The 15,917-nt window shown below is 70.9% G+C and carries 17 protein-coding genes; 6 read left to right on the top strand and 11 right to left on the bottom strand.

What is annotated here, in order from left to right; translation table 11 throughout:
- Positions 1–83: 83 nt before the first annotated feature.
- The 3 genes from ACFWBT_RS12605 to ACFWBT_RS12595 all read right to left on the bottom strand — a co-directional run bounded on the left by ACFWBT_RS12605 (position 84) and on the right by ACFWBT_RS12595 (position 2,518).
- Positions 84–821, bottom strand: a complete 738-nt coding sequence (locus ACFWBT_RS12605; protein WP_385698775.1) for a methionine ABC transporter permease — start codon at positions 819–821, stop codon at positions 84–86.
- The gene (locus tag ACFWBT_RS12600) at positions 818–1,852 is read right to left on the bottom strand and encodes a methionine ABC transporter ATP-binding protein (protein ID WP_385698771.1); all 1,035 of its coding nucleotides are present in this window, start codon (positions 1,850–1,852) and stop codon (positions 818–820) included. Before ACFWBT_RS12600 ends, ACFWBT_RS12605 begins: the two co-directional genes overlap by 4 nt.
- 366 nt (positions 1,853–2,218) lie before the next feature.
- Positions 2,219–2,518 carry a hypothetical protein gene (locus tag ACFWBT_RS12595; protein WP_385698770.1) on the bottom strand — a complete coding sequence of 100 codons (300 nt, stop codon included), beginning with the start codon at positions 2,516–2,518 and terminating at the stop codon, positions 2,219–2,221.
- A gap of 69 nt (positions 2,519–2,587) precedes the next feature.
- Between ACFWBT_RS12595 and ACFWBT_RS12590 the strand changes: the two genes are divergently transcribed.
- Positions 2,588–2,947, top strand: a complete 360-nt coding sequence (locus ACFWBT_RS12590; RefSeq protein WP_351130241.1) for a hypothetical protein — start codon at positions 2,588–2,590, stop codon at positions 2,945–2,947.
- Position 2,948: 1 nt separating this feature from the next.
- Positions 2,949–3,467, top strand: a complete 519-nt coding sequence (locus ACFWBT_RS12585) for a hypothetical protein (RefSeq protein WP_385698766.1) — start codon at positions 2,949–2,951, stop codon at positions 3,465–3,467.
- Here the strand turns inward: ACFWBT_RS12585 and ACFWBT_RS12580 are convergent.
- From ACFWBT_RS12580 to ACFWBT_RS12570, 3 genes are all read right to left on the bottom strand, one after another.
- Entirely contained in the window at positions 3,464–3,967 is a 504-nt protein-coding gene (locus ACFWBT_RS12580) for a GNAT family N-acetyltransferase (protein ID WP_356463849.1), read from the bottom strand. The two genes, ACFWBT_RS12585 and ACFWBT_RS12580, sit on opposite strands and share 4 nt — an antisense overlap.
- 58 nt (positions 3,968–4,025) lie before the next feature.
- Positions 4,026–4,520: a sigma-70 family RNA polymerase sigma factor gene (locus ACFWBT_RS12575; RefSeq protein ID WP_385698763.1), complete on the bottom strand. Its 495-nt coding sequence runs from the start codon at positions 4,518–4,520 to the stop codon at positions 4,026–4,028.
- A 142-nt stretch (positions 4,521–4,662) separates the two neighbouring features.
- On the bottom strand, positions 4,663–5,826 hold the full coding sequence (locus ACFWBT_RS12570; RefSeq protein ID WP_385698761.1) for a glycerophosphodiester phosphodiesterase: 1,164 nt from the start codon (positions 5,824–5,826) through the stop codon (positions 4,663–4,665).
- A gap of 409 nt (positions 5,827–6,235) precedes the next feature.
- Here ACFWBT_RS12570 and ACFWBT_RS12565 point away from each other — a divergent pair, with 409 nt between their 5' ends.
- Positions 6,236–6,907, top strand: a complete 672-nt coding sequence (locus ACFWBT_RS12565; RefSeq protein ID WP_351130230.1) for a lysophospholipid acyltransferase family protein — start codon at positions 6,236–6,238, stop codon at positions 6,905–6,907.
- A 198-nt stretch (positions 6,908–7,105) separates the two neighbouring features.
- On the opposite strand, the gene ACFWBT_RS12560 is transcribed toward ACFWBT_RS12565, so the two are convergent.
- The 5 genes from ACFWBT_RS12560 to ACFWBT_RS12540 form a co-directional block, all read right to left on the bottom strand.
- Positions 7,106–8,623 carry an MFS transporter gene (locus tag ACFWBT_RS12560; RefSeq protein ID WP_385698758.1) on the bottom strand — a complete coding sequence of 506 codons (1,518 nt, stop codon included), beginning with the start codon at positions 8,621–8,623 and terminating at the stop codon, positions 7,106–7,108.
- Positions 8,620–9,171, bottom strand: a complete 552-nt coding sequence (locus ACFWBT_RS12555; protein WP_356463855.1) for a helix-turn-helix domain-containing protein — start codon at positions 9,169–9,171, stop codon at positions 8,620–8,622. Before ACFWBT_RS12555 ends, ACFWBT_RS12560 begins: the two co-directional genes overlap by 4 nt.
- A gap of 230 nt (positions 9,172–9,401) precedes the next feature.
- Positions 9,402–10,373 carry an aldo/keto reductase gene (locus ACFWBT_RS12550; RefSeq protein WP_385698755.1) on the bottom strand — a complete coding sequence of 324 codons (972 nt, stop codon included), beginning with the start codon at positions 10,371–10,373 and terminating at the stop codon, positions 9,402–9,404.
- A gap of 208 nt (positions 10,374–10,581) precedes the next feature.
- Positions 10,582–12,015, bottom strand: a complete 1,434-nt coding sequence (gene argH, locus ACFWBT_RS12545) for an argininosuccinate lyase (protein WP_385698752.1) — start codon at positions 12,013–12,015, stop codon at positions 10,582–10,584.
- Positions 12,016–12,142: 127 nt separating this feature from the next.
- Positions 12,143–13,336: an argininosuccinate synthase gene (locus ACFWBT_RS12540; protein ID WP_385698751.1), complete on the bottom strand. Its 1,194-nt coding sequence runs from the start codon at positions 13,334–13,336 to the stop codon at positions 12,143–12,145.
- 237 nt (positions 13,337–13,573) lie between these two features.
- Here ACFWBT_RS12540 and ACFWBT_RS12535 point away from each other — a divergent pair, with 237 nt between their 5' ends.
- From ACFWBT_RS12535 to ACFWBT_RS12525, 3 genes are all read left to right on the top strand, one after another.
- A complete protein-coding gene (locus ACFWBT_RS12535; RefSeq protein WP_385698749.1) occupies positions 13,574–14,407 on the top strand; it encodes a hypothetical protein in 834 nt (277 codons plus the stop codon).
- Between the two features lie 136 nt (positions 14,408–14,543).
- Positions 14,544–15,131: a pyridoxamine 5'-phosphate oxidase family protein gene (locus ACFWBT_RS12530; RefSeq protein ID WP_385698746.1), complete on the top strand. Its 588-nt coding sequence runs from the start codon at positions 14,544–14,546 to the stop codon at positions 15,129–15,131.
- 3 nt (positions 15,132–15,134) lie between these two features.
- Entirely contained in the window at positions 15,135–15,833 is a 699-nt protein-coding gene (locus ACFWBT_RS12525; RefSeq protein ID WP_385698744.1) for a L,D-transpeptidase, read from the top strand.
- The last annotated feature ends 84 nt before the right edge of the window (positions 15,834–15,917 follow it).

Raw genomic sequence — 15,917 nt, 5'->3', positions numbered from 1 at the left:
ATGGGTGAAGCTGCCCCGTCATGGGATGAACGGGGAAGTCTGCGGGGGGAAGCCGGGGGCCTGCGGCAGACTCCCGGGAGGGTTCAGGCGACCTTGCCGACGTCCGCGACGGCGGGCTCCCTGGACTTCAGGAACCGCAGCCTCGGGGCGGCGCCGGACTTCCCGCCGCGCCGGTGCAGCCCGCGGGCCGCGTAGTCGCCGGCGAACTGGATGAGCGAGATGACGACCGCCAGGATGGCGACCGTGATCCACATCATTTCGGTCTCGAAGCGCTGGTAGCCGTAGCGGATCGCGATGTCGCCGAGACCGCCGGCGCCGACGGTGCCGGCCATCGCCGAGTAGCCGATGAGGGCGACGATCGTGGTGGTCGCGGAGGAGATCAGCGACGGCAGCGACTCGGGTACGAGGACCCTGCGGACGACGGTCCAGGTGTTGCCGCCCATCGACTGCACGGCCTCGACGAGTCCGCCGTCCACTTCGCGGACCGACGTCTCGACCAGCCGCGCGAAGAACGGGATCGCGCCGACGGCGAGCGGCACGATCGCCGCGTCGCGCCCGATGGTCGTTCCCGTGATCGTGCGCGTGAAGCTCATCAGCGCGACCATCAGGATGATGAAGGGCAGCGAGCGGGCGACGTTCACGACCTGCCCGACGACCTTGTTCACCAGCACGTTCTGCAGGAGTCCGCCGCGGTCGGTGAGGACGAGCAGAATGCCGAGCGGCAGACCGCCGACGATCGCGATGAGCGTGGACCAGCCGACCATGTAGAGCGTGTCCCAACACGCCTCGGACAGCAGCGGCTGCATCTCCGACCAGGTCACAGGGCACCTTCCTTCACCAGAACGGGCTCCTGGCCCTGGATGTCGATCTGCAGGCCCTGCTCGCGGAGGAAGCCGATGGGTACGACGTTGTCCTCGTAGCGGCCGGGGAGTTCGATGCGCATCCGGCCGACCTGCTTGCCCGCGACGGTGTCCATCGCGGCGCCGAGGATCGAGATGTCGATGTTGTAGGTGCGCGAGAGCTGAGAGATGACGGGCTGCGTGGCCGCCTCGCCGTGGAAGGTGACGTCGATGACGGTGCGGTCGTCGCCGGAGGCGTCGCCGCTGACCGGGAAGAGCGCGGAGGCCAGCTCGGAGCCGGGCGTCGCGAGCAGCTCGCTGACGGTGCCGGACTCGACGATGCGGCCCTCTTCCATCAACGCGGCCGAGTCGCAGATCGTCTTGACGACGTCCATCTCGTGGGTGATGAGCAGGACAGTGAGGCCCAGCTGGCGGTTCAGGTCGCGCAGCAGCTGGAGGATGGAGCGGGTGGTCTCCGGGTCGAGGGCACTGGTCGCCTCGTCGGAGAGCAGCACCTTCGGGTCGCCGGCGAGCGCCCGGGCGATGCCGACGCGCTGCTTCTGACCGCCGGAGAGCTGCGCCGGGTACGCCTTGGCCTTGTCGGACAGGCCGACCAGGTCGAGCAGTTCGAGCGCCTTGCGGCTGCGCGCCTTCCCGGAGACGCCGAGGATTTCGAGCGGCAGCTCGACGTTGTCCTGGACGGTTCGCGAGGACAGCAGGTTGAAGTGCTGGAAGACCATGCCGATCCGGCTGCGCGCCCGGCGCAGTTCCCGGCCCGCACGCGGACCGCGGCCGACGAGGGCGGTGAGGTCCTGGCCGGCGACGGTGACCTTGCCGGAGGTGGGACGCTCCAGGAGGTTGACGCAGCGGATGAGCGAGGACTTGCCGGCGCCGGACTGGCCGATGACGCCGTACACCTCGCCTTCGCGGACATGCAGATCGACGCCGTCGAGGGCGGTCACTTCACGGCCGCGCGAGCGGTAGACCTTGGTGAGGCCCGTTGTCGTGATCACTGGGGTTTCCGTCACTGTCGAGTGCGGGGCGTGGGTGTGCGCCGGGCACGGGTGCATTCGGTCGGGAACGCGGCACGGTTCTCGCGATGGCGATGGAACCGGAGGAGAACGTGTGCGCGGGGCAGCCCGGTCACGTACGCGGTACGGACACAGGGCACGTCGATCCCGCTTCGGGGCGCGGGATCAGGCGGTGGTGCGAGGGCCCTCTAGCAGGCACACATTCGACACATACAACGAGCACCGGGCGTCATGGTCGCCTCGGTCGCAAGGATGCGGCAGCTCGTCGTGGTCATGGAATGAAGTAAAGCAGATCGTGAGCCGGGGCCCGCCACCGCTGTCCGAATAGCGGACAGCCGTGGACACGGCTCAGCCCCGGACGGAGATCTCCACTCCGTCGCGCGTGCCCAGTACGGACGGGGCGGAGAGGTTCTCGACGACGAGGTCGGCGTCCAGCTCGCGGGCTTGGTGCGTTGTGGTCAACGCCACGGTGGTCATCCCGGCCGAGCGGCCCGCCCCGAGCCCGGCGGGGGCGTCCTCCACGGGCCCCTCCCCGGACGGAACTCGTCGGAGTCCTTGAAGGAGCGTCCAGCAGCGGTTCACCGACTCGATGGACGAGACGAGGGTCCCGTCGTTGTCGAACAGAAGGGCCTCGGCGTGGATCTTCACGCCTTCGCCCCCAAGGGGCACCCCGGGGGCGAAGGCATCGGGTCTTTTGGCCCGTAATAGGGTCGCGGCATGTTTGATGCCCTGACGGTCGCGACGGCCGTCGCCGCGCTCGCGCTCGCCGCCTGGTGCGGCTGGGCCGCCTACCGTGATCAGCCGACCAAGGACTGGCACTTCATCGGCATGGCCGTGGTGTCGCTGCTCGCCGTGATCCAGCTGGTGATCGGCGTGGTTCAGCTGGCGCGCGGCGAGAAGCCGGAGCAGGGCACGACGATCTTCGTGGCGTATCTGCTCGGCGCCTTCGCGTGCGTCCCCGCCGCGGGGTTCATGTCGCTGGCGGAGCGCACCCGCTGGGGTTCGGTCACGGTGGCGGCCGGCGGCGTCGTCCTCGCCGTGCTCGAAGTACGGCTCTACGACATCTGGGGAGGCTGAGATGACGGCCACGGAGGAGAACACGACGGTGCCACGGGACGAGCGGACCGAGCGGGACGAGCGGAACGAGGAGCCGACCGCGCTGCCCGCGGAGAAGAAGCGCACGCGGCTCATCACCGGCCCCGGCATCCTGCTGCTGTGGCTGTACGGCGTGATGGTGGTCGGCGCCGTCTCGCGGTCCGCCGTGCAGATCTCGACGGAGTTCGGCAAGGCGCCGCTCGCCTACTCGCTCTCCGCGGTCGCCGGTCTCGTCTACGGATTCATCACGTACTCGCTCGTCCGCGGCGGCGAGACGGCGCGCAGGGCGGCGCTGGTGTGCTGCGCCGCCGAGCTCGCGGGTGTGCTGATCGTCGGGACCTGGACACTGGTCGAGCCGTCCGCCTTCCCCGACGCCACTGTGTGGTCGGACTACGGCATGGGCTATCTCTTCATCCCGGTGCTGCTGCCGCTGTCGGCGATGTACTGGCTGCGCAAGGCGCGTACGACCGCCGACCAGGGTGTGGCGTCGGGCGACCGCTAGGCGCTGGTGGCGTACGCGCCGGTGTCGGCGCCCTTGGCCAGGGTCACCAGCGTCATCCGCTCACCCACCCGCTCCTGGGAGACGGGCGCGTAGCCGTGCTTGCGGTACAGACGCAGGTTGCGCTCGCTGCGGTGGCCGGTGAAGAGCTGGAAGGACTTGGCCGCTCCGTCGGCGCCGAGCCGCGTCTCGATCGCGGCGAGCAGGCGCCCGCCGAGGCCGTGCCGCTGCATGCGCGGATGCACGATGAGTTTGTTGATGCGGGCCGTGCCGTCGGCGTCGACGGCGCCGCGTACCGAGGCCACCACCTCGTCGCCGAGCCGGGCCACCAGTACGGTGCCGCCCGCCAGTTCCGCCCTGAGCGAGTCGAGCGGCTGCGTGAGCGGCTCGATGCCGTAGTCGCCGTACAGCTCGGCCTCGCTCTGGTAGCAGAGGTACTGCAGCTTCAGGATCTGTTCTGCGTCCTGCTCGGTCGCCGCCGAGATGGTCACGCTCATGCCCATGTGTGCATGCCTCCCGCTCACCTGTTCCACCGGTCGTTGCTCACTCCTATCCCCGTCGTCAGCGGGCCGCAACCTCCACCGTCAGCAAACGCCGCAGACATCCCAGGCATCTGGAACGTTCCGGACCAAGACTCCCCTGTGAGATACCCAACTCACCTGCGATCTCCCGGTAGGTGAGGTCGTCCGGGGAGAGCAGGGCGGCCATCAGGCCGGGGCAGCGGCCGGGCAGCCGGCGCACGGCGTCGTGGAGCTCGCGACGGCGCTCGGCGGTCATCGCCCGCTCTTCGGGACCGGAGTCGCTGTCGTCCGCGGGCTCGACGGCGTACGGCCGCTCGGCGTGGGCCCTGCGGCGGCTCAGGCGCGCCTCGGAGCGCACGGCCCGGCGCACCCAGCGCTGCGGGTCGACGGGCGGTCCCGTCGTGTCCAGGCGCTCCAGGAGGCGCAGCCAGACGGCCTGTTCCAGATCGCCGCTCTCGGCGCCGGTCGCGTGGGCCTCCGCCGATGCCTCGGCGGCGAGGAGCGGTCGCAGGGTGGAAACCAGCTCGTGGGTCATGTGCGGCACGACGCGGCCGCCCCGGCAGGAGGTTGCCGGGGCGGCCGGTTGTCACCCCATCCGGGGTGACCGGGTCATCCGTTGACGGCCGGGCGCGGGTCTCGTCGCCCGGACGCGTCCCTGACGGCCCGGGGGGCCGGACTCATCCCTTGAGGAAGTCCGCGCGGGCCAGCAGCGCGGTGTCCGCGTTGTCGGAGAAGACGCCGTCGATGCCCGTCTCGAAGTACACCTTGAAGGCGCCGAAGGCGTCCCCGTAGGCGTCCGCGGCGGTGCCCTTGCGGAAGCTCGTGGGCAGGAAGGGGTTCTCGTTGCGCATGGTGTACGGGTGCAGGATCAGGCCCGCCCGGTGCGCGTCGGCGACGAGGGTGGTCGGCTGGGTGAGGTTGCCGGCCGCGTCCTTCGGGATGATCAGGTCGAGCGTGGGGCCGATGCCCTGCGCGTACGAGGCGATCCACTCCAGGCCCGCGGGCGTGACGAGGTCGGCGACGGTGCGGGGGTCGCCCGCCTCGACGAAGTCCCAGGGGCGGGTGTTCGCGCCGGACAGCAGGACGGCGAGCGGGTTGCCGACGAGCTTGTCGAGCCGCTCGATGCTGCTCGGCTCGAAGGACTGGAGGATGACCGGCGAGTCCTTCCTGTCCTTGCCGTACTTGCGCAGCAGCTTGGCGACCCGCTCCTCCAGGCCGAGGCCGAGCTTCCGGAAGTAGGTGGGGTGCTTGGTCTCGGGGTAGATCCAGACCTGCTTGCCGCGCTTGCGGGTCTGCTCGTCCTGCCAGCGGAGCACCTCTTCGAAGGTGGGGATCTCCCAGCGGCCGTTGTAGAGGGTGTTGTGCGGGCGGTTGGCGGGGATGCGCTCGACGGCACGCAGGGTCTTCAGCTCGGCGAGGGTGAAGTCCTCGGTGAACCAGCCGGTGGTGGCGACCCCGTCGAGCGTCTTGGTGGTCTTGCGGGCGGCGAACTCGGGGTGCGCCGAGACGTCCGTCGTCCCGCCGATCTCCGGCTCGTGACGGCATACGAGGTGGCCGTCCTTGGTGGGCACCAGGTCGCCGGCCTCGACGACGTCGGCGCCCAGGTCGAGGGCCAGCTGGTACGAGCCGAAGGTGTGCTCCGGCCGGTAGCCGCTGGCCCCGCGGTGGCCGATGATCGTCGGCTTGGGCAGGCTCCGGTAGCCGCCGCCCCCGTGCCGTTCGTCCGCTCTCGCCGCGCCGGGCAGGCCTAGGACGGCTCCACCCGCCCCGAGCACCGCGGCTCCCAGCAGCGCCCGCCGCGCCGTGCCCCGCTCCTGACCGTTCGACTCCTGCGCTCCCATGAGCGCTCCTCCCGCCGTAGGTGCCCTGCCTGTCGAAGCGGGACGATCGTAGGTGCCCCGGTGTGACGAGAGGGAGGCCTGCGGCAGAACACGCGGGTGACCCTGGATGTCGTACGGGATGCGGAACCTGACGGTCCGTCGGCTTCGGTCCGGCGGTCGGGGGTACCCGTGGGGATGCGGCGAACGAGCGGCGAACCATGACGGGGTCACCCGTTCGCCGGTGCGGCGCGCGATGTCCGTCACATCGTGTCGCCCCGATGTCGGGCGCCCACAGGCGCGCCACCGCAGGTAAACGTGGGTCAACAGTGCGTATCCAGTCGGTGAACCCGATGTGCAATCACCCGGGAACCGCGAGTATCGTCCTCACCTGCACAGACTCCATACCGACCCCTTGACACCGGAGGGCCCGTTGTCCCGCTTCGCGCTCATCAAGGCAGTGCTCGGACCGATCATGCGCCTGATGTTCCGCCCACGGGTGGAGGGCGTGGAGCACATCCCGGGCGACGGCCCGGTGATCCTGGCCGGCAACCACCTCACCTTCATCGACTCGATGATCCTTCCGCTGGTCTGCGACCGGCAGGTGCTCTTCATCGGCAAGGACGAGTACGTCACGGGCAAGGGCCTCAAGGGCCGCCTGATGGCGTGGTTCTTCACCGGCGTCGGCATGATCCCGGTGGACCGGGACGGTGCCAACGGTGGCGTGGCGGCGCTGATGACCGGCCGCCGCATCCTGGAGGAGGGCAAGGTCTTCGGGATCTACCCCGAGGGCACCCGCTCCCCCGACGGCCGCCTGTACCGCGGCCGTACCGGCATGGCCCGGCTCACCCTGATGACCGGCGCCCCGGTCGTCCCGTTCGCGATGATCGGCACGGACAAGCTCCAGCCGGGCGGCGCGGGGATCCCGCGGCCGGGCCGGGTCACGGTCCGCTTCGGCGCGGCCATGGAGTTCTCGCGGTACGAGGGCATGGACCGCGACCGCTACGTGCTGCGCGCCGTGACCGACTCCGTGATGACCGAGGTCATGCGGCTGTCCGGCCAGGAGTACGTCGACATGTACGCCACCAAGGCGAAGGCCGCCTAGCCCTTCACCGGGCCCCGCGACATCGCACACGGGTGGGCCCCGACCGGTAACTGCCGGTCGGGGCCCACCCGTTTTGTACGGTTCCGGCGGGTGCCGATCGAAGCCGCCCGGTCCAGGCCGCGCCGGGCGCCCCGCCCCGGGCCGGACTTCGGCCGGACCGGCCCCGAGTGGTCCGATCCCAGGTGGTCCGAACGCCCCCTACACCTCCAGCTTCTGGCCGCGCAGCAGGAACCACGCCGCCACGGCGGTGGCGAGCAGGACCGCCGCGCCCGCGCCGGACGCGAGTGCCAGACCGTCGACGAAGGACTCCCTGGCCGCGCTCAGCAGCGCCTCGGAGGTGTGCGCGGGCAGGCTCCCGGCCGCCTCCACCGCTCCGCCGAGCGAGTCGTGCGCCTCGGCCGGTGTGCCCGCGGGCCCGGCGAAGCCCGCGTAGACGCCGGTCACGATCGAGCCGAGCAGGGCGATACCGAGAGCCGCGCCGAGTTCGTACGCCGTCTCGGAGACCGCGGACGCGGCTCCCGCCTGGTCCTTGGGGACGGCGGAGAGGATGACGTCGGCGGTGACGGTGAACGAGAAGCCGGCGCCGATGCCGACGACCAGCAGCGCGGCACCGAGCAGCGGATAGCCGGTGGACCGGTCGAGCAGGGTGAGCGTGCCGAGCGCGAGACCCACCGCGGCGAGTCCGGCGGAGACGACGGTACGCACGGAGAACCGCCGCGCGAACCTTCCCGCGACCAGACCGGCCGCCACCGCGCCCACAGCGGCGGGTATTTCGGCGAGCCCCGCCTCGAACGGCCCCCTGCCCTGCACGAGTTGCAGGTACTGGGAGAGGAAGAACACGAGTCCGGACAGGCCGAGCACGGTGAACAGGTCGGCGAGCACGGCACCGGAGAATCCCCGGTTGCGGAACAGACGGACGTCCAACAGGGGCGTGGGAAGCGTCAGTTGGCGGCGCACGAACCAGAAGAGCGCACCGGCGCCCAGCAGGCCCGCGGCGAGTGCCTCGCCGCTCGCCCCGTGCGCGGCGACCTCCTTGACCGCGTACACCGCGGCGATCACACCGACGAGCGAGAGTGTGACGCTGATCAGGTCCCAGGGTCCATGGGTCGGGCTCTTCGACTCGGGCAGCAGCCGGCTGCCGACGAGGACGAGCACCACCATCACCGGAAGGTTGATGAGGAAGACCGAACCCCACCAGAAGTGTTCGAGCAGGAAGCCGCCGACGACGGGACCGACCGCCGTACCCGCGGAGGCCGTCGCGCCCCAGATGCCGATGGCGAGACTGCGCTCGCGCGGGTCGTGGAAGATGTTGCGGATCAGGGCGAGGGTGGCGGGCATCAGGGTCGCGCCCGCGACACCGAGCAGCGCCCGCGCCAGGATCATCATCTCGGGTGTCGTGGCATAGGCGTTGAGCACGGATATCAGGCCGAACGCCGTCGCGCCGACGAGCAGCAGCTTCTTGCGTCCGATGCGGTCGCCGAGACTGCCCATGGAGACGAGCAGACCGGCGATGACGAAGGAGTAGACGTCACCGATCCACAGGAGCTGGGTGCCGGAGGGTTGCAGGTCCTCACTGATGTACGGGGTCGCGAGGCCGAGGACGGTCGCGTCCACGGCCACCAGCAGCACGGCGAGGACGAGGACGCAGAGCGCGAGCCAACGACCGGGGCGCTTCTGCACCTCCGTCGCGAGCGCCGGCTGCAGGGTGCTGGTCATGATTCCTCTCTCCGTAGCGCGCCGCCGAGCAGCAGCTCGACGATCATGTGGTGGAAGTCGTTGGCGGCGACCCGGCCCTCGGTCACGGCCCAGGCCGCCGAGGCCATCAGCCCGTAGAGCGCCTCGGTGAGCCAGGCCGGGCTGAGGTCGATACGGAACTCGCCGCTCTGCTGGCCGCGCCGGAACAGCGCCGCCATCCGGGCGTCGAGCCGGGCCCAGCCCTCGTGCTGCCCGTCGCCCTCGAACAGCTGGTTCTCCGTATAGAGGAAGGCGAGCAGTCCGGCCACCTTCTCCAGCTCCCGCACCAGGCGGCGCACGGCCTCCTGGGCGGTGCCGTCGTCGAGGCGGGCCGCGTCCAGAGCGGCCTCGCACTCCTCGATGCCGAGCGACTCCAGGGCCCGTACGAGGGCGTCGCGGCCGGCGAACTGGCGGTGCAGCGTGGCCCGGCTGATCCCGGCGGCCTTGGCGACCTCGTCCATGGTCGCGGTGGATTTCCGGGTGAGCAGGGCCGCTGCGCTGCGCAGCACGTGGTCACGGTCGACAGCCATGAGACAATCGTACCGCAGATGAGACACCATTGTCTCACAAGGGGCATGCGTGTCTCAGTCGCGTGACAGGCGGCAGGAGGAGCGGTACTCGGAGTGTTCGCGTGAGCCGCGGGCGCTTCGCCCGGGGCCGGCTGCTCGGAGTGACCGGAGCGTTCGGGTGGCCCGCGGACCCCGCGCCCGGGGGCGCGCGGTGCTCAGTGCCAGGTCAGCCACCCGCGCCTGCGTGGGCCTCAGTGCCAGGGCAGCTGCCCGCGCCGCTCCCAGTACGCCGCCGGCTCCTCCACGAGGGCGGTGAGCCGGGAGAGCTGGTCGTCGTCGAGGTCGACGACCGCGGCGTGCAGGTTCGAGGCGAGTTGGTTGGCGGTGGCCGCCCCCGAGAGCACGACGCCCGCCCAGGGCTGCCGCAGGATCAGCGCGAGAGCGACCGCGTCGCAGTCGAGAGAGGTCTCCGCGGCGACGGCCCGCAGCGCGTCCGGCGCGTGGGGCCGGGCGAGCCGGCCGTTGGCCATGCCCTCCTTGACGATCACCGTGAGTCCGGCGTCGTGGGCCTCGGCGAGCGCCGGGGCGGCCGAGGTCTCCAGGACGTTGTACGTGGACTGGACGGTACGGAAGAGCGGTTCGCCGTCGACCGTCACGGCGAGCGCGGCACGGATCGCCTCCGCCTGGGCGGGCCCGCTGGTGGAGAACCCGACCGACAGGCCTCCGGCGGCCGCTTCGGCGAGTGCCGCGTGCAGCTCCTTGTCGGTGAGGGCCGGGCTCTCCGGGGTCACCGAGTGGATCTGGTAGAGGTCGAGCCGGTCGCCGAGCAGTTCCGCGGTCTCGGCGCGCTGCCGCTCGTACATGGCGAGGCCGTGGTCCTTGACCTCGTGCGCCTCGGCGTCGGTGCGCCAGTCCGCCGTGTACGCGTAGCCCCATTTGCTGCCGACGACGATGTCGTCGATGTCCGGGCGGCGGCGCAGCCAGTCGGCGAGGAACTCCTCGGAGCGGCCGTAGGAGCGGGCCACGTCGAAGTAACGCACCCCCTGGGCGTAGGCGGCTCCGAGGAGTTCGTGGGTGCGCTCGCGCAGGGCGTCGACACTGCGGTCCGCCGGGAGGTCCTCCTCGCGCCCGAGGTTGATGTAGCCGGGGCGGCCGACGGCGGCGAGCCCCAGTCCGATGTGGGCGGTGGGAGTCGTGGCTGAGGCGAGGCGTGCGAAGGGCATCGCGGCTCCGTTCGGTCGGCTCCTTTACGGCACCCGACCAACGTAACCCGCGATGCCCTCCGTCAAACGGCACCCGCCCCCGTACGCGAACCGCGTCCGCTCTTCCGCGCCCGGGAGAGGCGGCTGCCCCGGCCCCGATCCGGTCCCGCGGCGCGTGCGTGCCGGGACTGGTCCGGCTTCCGTTTCCCCCGGGCGTCCGCGCGGAGGACTACTTCTTGTGCTTCGCCACCGCCCACGCCTGCTGGGCGGCGACGTCCGTCTTGATCTCGGCGAGCTGGACGGCGACCGCGCTGGGCGCCGTGCCGCCGCGGCCGTCGCGGGAGGCGAGGGCGCCGGGGACGTTGAGGACGGACCGCACCTCGGGCGTCAGATGCGCGGAGATCTTCGCGAACTGCTCGTCGGTCAGCCCGTCCAGTTCCTTGCCGTCCGCCTCGGCGACCTTCACGCACTCACCGGCGACCTCGTGCGCGACGCGGAACGGCACGCCCTGCTTGACCAGCCACTCGGCGATGTCGGTGGCGAGCGAGAAGCCGGCCGGGGCCAGCTCCTCCATGCGCTCGCGGTGGACGGTCAGCGTGGCCATCATGCCGGTGAAGGCGGGGAGCAGGACCTCCAGTTGGTCGCAGGAGTCGAAGACCGGCTCCTTGTCCTCCTGGAGGTCGCGGTTGTACGCGAGGGGCAGGGCCTTGAGCGTGGCCATCAGCCCGGTCAGATTGCCGATCAGGCGGCCCGACTTGCCGCGCGCGAGTTCGGCGATGTCCGGGTTCTTCTTCTGCGGCATGATCGACGAGCCGGTGGAGAACGCGTCGTGGAGGGTGACGAAGGAGAACTCCTTCGTGTTCCAGATGATGACCTCCTCGGCGATCCGGGAGAGGTTCACACCGATCATCGCGGTGATGAAGGCGAACTCCGCCACGAAGTCGCGGGAGGCCGTGCCGTCGATGGAGTTGGCGACACTGCCGTGCTCGAAGCCGAGGTCCTTCGCGACCGCCTCCGGGTCCAGGCCGAGGGAGGAACCCGCAAGGGCGCCGGAGCCGTACGGCGAGACGGCCGTCCGCTCGTCCCACTGGCGCAGCCGCTCCGCGTCCCGGGACAGGGACTGGACATGGGCGAGGACGTGGTGGGCGAACAGCACCGGCTGGGCGTGCTGGAGGTGGGTGCGCCCCGGCATCGCCACGTCCGGATGGGCCTCCGCGAGCCCGATCAGCGCCTCCTGGAGGTCGGCGATCAGGCCGCCGATGATCCGGGCGTGGTCGCGCAGGTACATCCGGAAGAGCGTGGCCACCTGGTCGTTGCGGGAGCGGCCGGCGCGCAGCTTGCCGCCGAGGTCGGGGCCGAGGCGCTCCAGCAGGCCGCGCTCCAGGGCGGTGTGGACGTCCTCGTCGGCGATGGTGCCGACGAAGGAGCCGTCGGCGACGTCGGTCTCCAGGCGGTCGAGGCCCTCGATCATCCGGGTGAGCTCGTCCTCGGTGAGCAGCCCCGCCCCGTGCAGCACGCGCGCGTGGGCGCGCGAACCGGCGATGTCGTACGGCGCGAGGCGCCAGTCGAAGTGGACCGACGCGGACAGCTTGGCCAGGGCCTCGGCGGGACCGTCGGCGAAACGTCCGCCCCAGAGCCGTACGTCACCGCTGTTGCTGCTCACTTGCGTTACTCCTCGAAAGGTGTGGATGTGCCACCGCCTCCCCACGCGCGAGTGAGGAGGCGGCTGTCAGGCTAGTGGTCGGGAGGCTTCGAGGCGGCGGACACGGCCGCGCCAAGTCCCTTGCGGGTTACGCCAGGTCCCGCTTGGCGGCGATCTTCGACGACAGGCTGTAGATGTCGATGAAGCCCTTGGCGGCGGCCTGGTCGAAGGTGTCGCCCGTGTCGTACGTCGCGAGGTCGAAGTCGTAGAGCCCGGTGTCGGAGCGCCGGCCGGTGACGACCGCGCGGCCGCCGTGCAGGGTCATCCGGATGTCGCCGTTGACGTGCTGGTTGGCCTCGTCGATGAAACCGTCCAGGGCGCGCTTGAGCGGGGAGAACCACTGGCCGTCGTAGACCAGTTCGCCCCAGCGCTGCTCGACCTGCCGCTTGTAGCGGGCGAGTTCGCGCTCGACGGTGACGTTCTCCAGCTCCTGGTGGGCGGTGATCAGCGCGATCGCGCCCGGAGCCTCGTACACCTCACGGGACTTGATGCCCACGAGCCGGTCCTCGACCATGTCGATCCGGCCGATGCCCTGGGCGCCGGCGCGCTCGTTGAGCTGCTGGATGGCCTGGAGCACGCTGACGGGCTTGCCGTCGATGGCGACCGGGACGCCCTGCTTGAAGGTGATGACGACCTCGTCGGCCTCGCGGTGCTCGGCCGGGTTCGAGGTGTACTCGTAGATGTCCTCGATCGGGGCGTTCCAGATGTCCTCCAGGAAGCCCGTCTCGACCGCGCGTCCGAAGACGTTCTGGTCGATGGAGTACGGGGACTTCTTGGTGGTGGCGATCGGGAGCTGCTTCTCCTCGCAGAACGCGATCGCCTTGTCCCGGGTCATCGCGTAGTCGCGGACCGGCGCGATGCACTTGAGGTCGGGGGCGAGGGCGACGATGCCGGCCTCGAACCGCACCTGGTCGTTGCCCTTGCCCGTGCAGCCGTGGGCGACCGTGGTGGCGCCGTGCTTCTGGGCGGCGGCGACGAGGTGCTTGACGATCGTCGGCCGGGAGAGGGCGGAGACCAGCGGATAGCGGTCCATGTAGAGGGCGTTGGCCTTGATCGCCGGGAGGCAGTACTCGTCGGCGAACTCGTCCTTGGCATCCGCGACCTCGGCCTCGACGGCACCGCAGGCGATGGCGCGCTTGCGGATGACGTCCAGGTCCTCGCCGCCCTGGCCGACGTCGACCGCTACGGCGATGACCTCGGCGCCCGTCTCCTCGGCGATCCAACCGATGGCGACGGAGGTGTCCAGACCGCCTGAATAGGCGAGTACGACGCGCTCGGTCACGGGATTCTCCTCACAGTGCATTCGCTGACATGCATGAGTATGCAGGAGTCTGCATGATTCGTCAATCTCGGCCGGCCCGGCGACGGAATCTTCGGGACGCTTGAACGCGGGAAACCGCTTTCGCGTATCTCCCGCTGAACGCAGGCACCGCGTTCGCGTACGGCAGCACCACGGACAACTCACCGCCCGGACGACCACCGGGCGGCCCCCGGTCCCCGACCCGAAAGAGGCTTCCGCATGTCCAGGGCTCTTCCGAAGTACAACAAGCGGCGCGTCGTGATGATCGGCGGAGCGTCCGCCGTCGTGCTGTCCGCCGCGGTGATCGCCGGCAGCGCCCTGGCGGGCGAGACCCCCGGGAGCGGCGCCACGAACGCCACGACGAAGGCCGCCGCCGCGGGCACGGTGAACTGCCCGGCCGTCGCGCCGAGCCTGCCCGCGGTGCCCGCGTCCGCGAAGGCCGAGGTCGACCGGAACCTCGCCCTGCTGAACACCCAGATCGCCGAGGCGAACAAGCGACTGGTGGACACCGTCGGGCAGGGCGGCCCGAACTTCGTCCAGAACGCGATCCTCGGCCCCCTCAAGGACAAGCGCGTCGCCACCGTCAACCGCATCGCGACGGCCATCGGACGTACGGCCGCCAAGCCGCAGGGCCTCGACGCGCTGGCGCCGTGCACGCTCAACGGTGCGGGGGGAGCGGCCACCGGCAGCGCCGCGCCCAGCGCGCCGGCCACCGCGCAGCCGGGCGGGGCCGCCGGTGACACGGGTGCCGCCACCGCCGCGGGCGCCATCACCTGCCCGGACGTCGCGTCGCAGCTGCCCGCTGTCCCGGCCTCCGCGAAGGCCGAGGTCGACCGCAACCTGGCACTGCTGAACACCCAGATCTCCGAGGCCAACACCCGCCTGGCCGACACCGTCGGGCAGGGCGGCCCGAACTTCGTCCAGAACGCGATCCTCGGCCCCCTCAAGGACAAGCGGACCTCCACGATCGACCGCATCGCGATCTCCATCGGCCGCACCGCCGCCAAGCCGACAGGGCTTGACTCCCTCGCCGCCTGCACGGTCACCCCGTGATGTGACAGGTGACGTGACCGCCCCGCCAGCGCCGGCCGGGACGGCCACGGGGGTTCCGGCGATGCCTCCGAACGGCGTCGCCGGAACCCCGCATTTCGTTAGACAGGCGAACGGCTTTCCTGAATAATCGTTAGACATGGGAAAGACCTATGAACGCATCGACGGCCGCCTCCGCACCTTCATCGAGGCGCAGCCCCTCTTCTTCACCGCGACCGCACCGCTGTCCGGGGACGGCACGGTCAACCTCTCTCCCAAAGGGCTCACCGGCTCCTTCGCCGTGCTCGACGAGCGGACCGTGGCCTATCTGGACTTCGCGGGGAGCAACGCCGAGACGATCGCGCATCTGCGCGAGAACGGCCGGATCACCCTGATGTGGTGCGCCTTCCAGGGACCGCCCAACATCGTCCGGGTGCACGGCCACGGCGAACCGGTCTTCCGCGACGACCCGCGTTTCAAGGAACTCCTCGGCCATTTCGCCACCGTCGACCCGACCCCGCACGGACTGCGCGCGATCATCGTCGTGACCGCCGAGCTGGTCCGCGACACCTGCGGCTACGCCGTGCCCTACATGTCCTACGACGAGGACCGCGATCTGCACGCCAGGCGCTTCGCGCGCGAGGACGACCTCTCGCTGAACGAGTACTTCACCAAGAAGGAGTACATCGCGACGAGCCTGGACGGACTGCCCGGGCTGCCGCTCCCGTTGCCCCCCAGTACCGTCTGAGGCATGCGCCTCGGAGCCGCCGCCCTCGCGTCCGCTTCCCTGCTCACCCTGGCCCCGGGCGGGCCGCCGCCCCTGCGTGGACTGCCCGCGCGGATGGCCGACACCGGCGGCGGGACCCAGCTGATCACCGCTCAGGCACCGCGCGGGAAGGCCACCTCGGGGACGCTCACGTGGTGGGACCGGCGCGGTGGGCGCTGGGTGCGGGCCGGATCCGCCCGCGCGCGGTTCGGGGCGGGCGGACTGGTCGAGGGCCGGTCGCGGCGCCAGGGCACGAACACCACACCCACGGGGTTGTACGAGCTGCCGCACGCGTTCGGGATCGAGGCGGCGCCGGAGGGGACCTCGATGCCGTACCGCCGGGTGCGTGAGGGCTCCTGGTGGTGCCAGGACAACGCGTCCCGCTCGTACAACCGGTGGACCGAGCCGCGCCCCGCGGACTGCCGGGCCGGCGAGTCCGAACATCTGATCACCTTCCGGAAGCAGTACGCGCACGCCGTCGTCATCGGCTTCAACTACGAGCGGCCGGTACGGGGCCGAGGCGCGGGGATCTTCCTGCACGTCGACGGGAGCGGAGCCACGGCCGGTTGTGTGTCCGTTCCGGCGGGCGCGATGCGGCGGATCCTCGCCTGGGCCGACCCCGCGCGCGAGCCGCACATCGCCATCGGCACGGCGAGCGGGGCGACGGCGCTCACCCGGTACTGACGGAACGCCGGAACGCGCCTCGGGCCGCGGCCGACGGGCGGACCGCTCGTCTCGGGCGCACGACACCGGGCGTACCGCGCCCTG

The sequence above is a fragment of the Streptomyces sp. NPDC060027 genome (genome assembly GCF_042737005.1).
GTDB lineage: Bacteria > Actinomycetota > Actinomycetes > Streptomycetales > Streptomycetaceae > Streptomyces.
The sequence above is the reverse complement of the archived record's forward strand: the minus strand, read 5'-3'. Positions and strand labels throughout refer to the sequence as shown.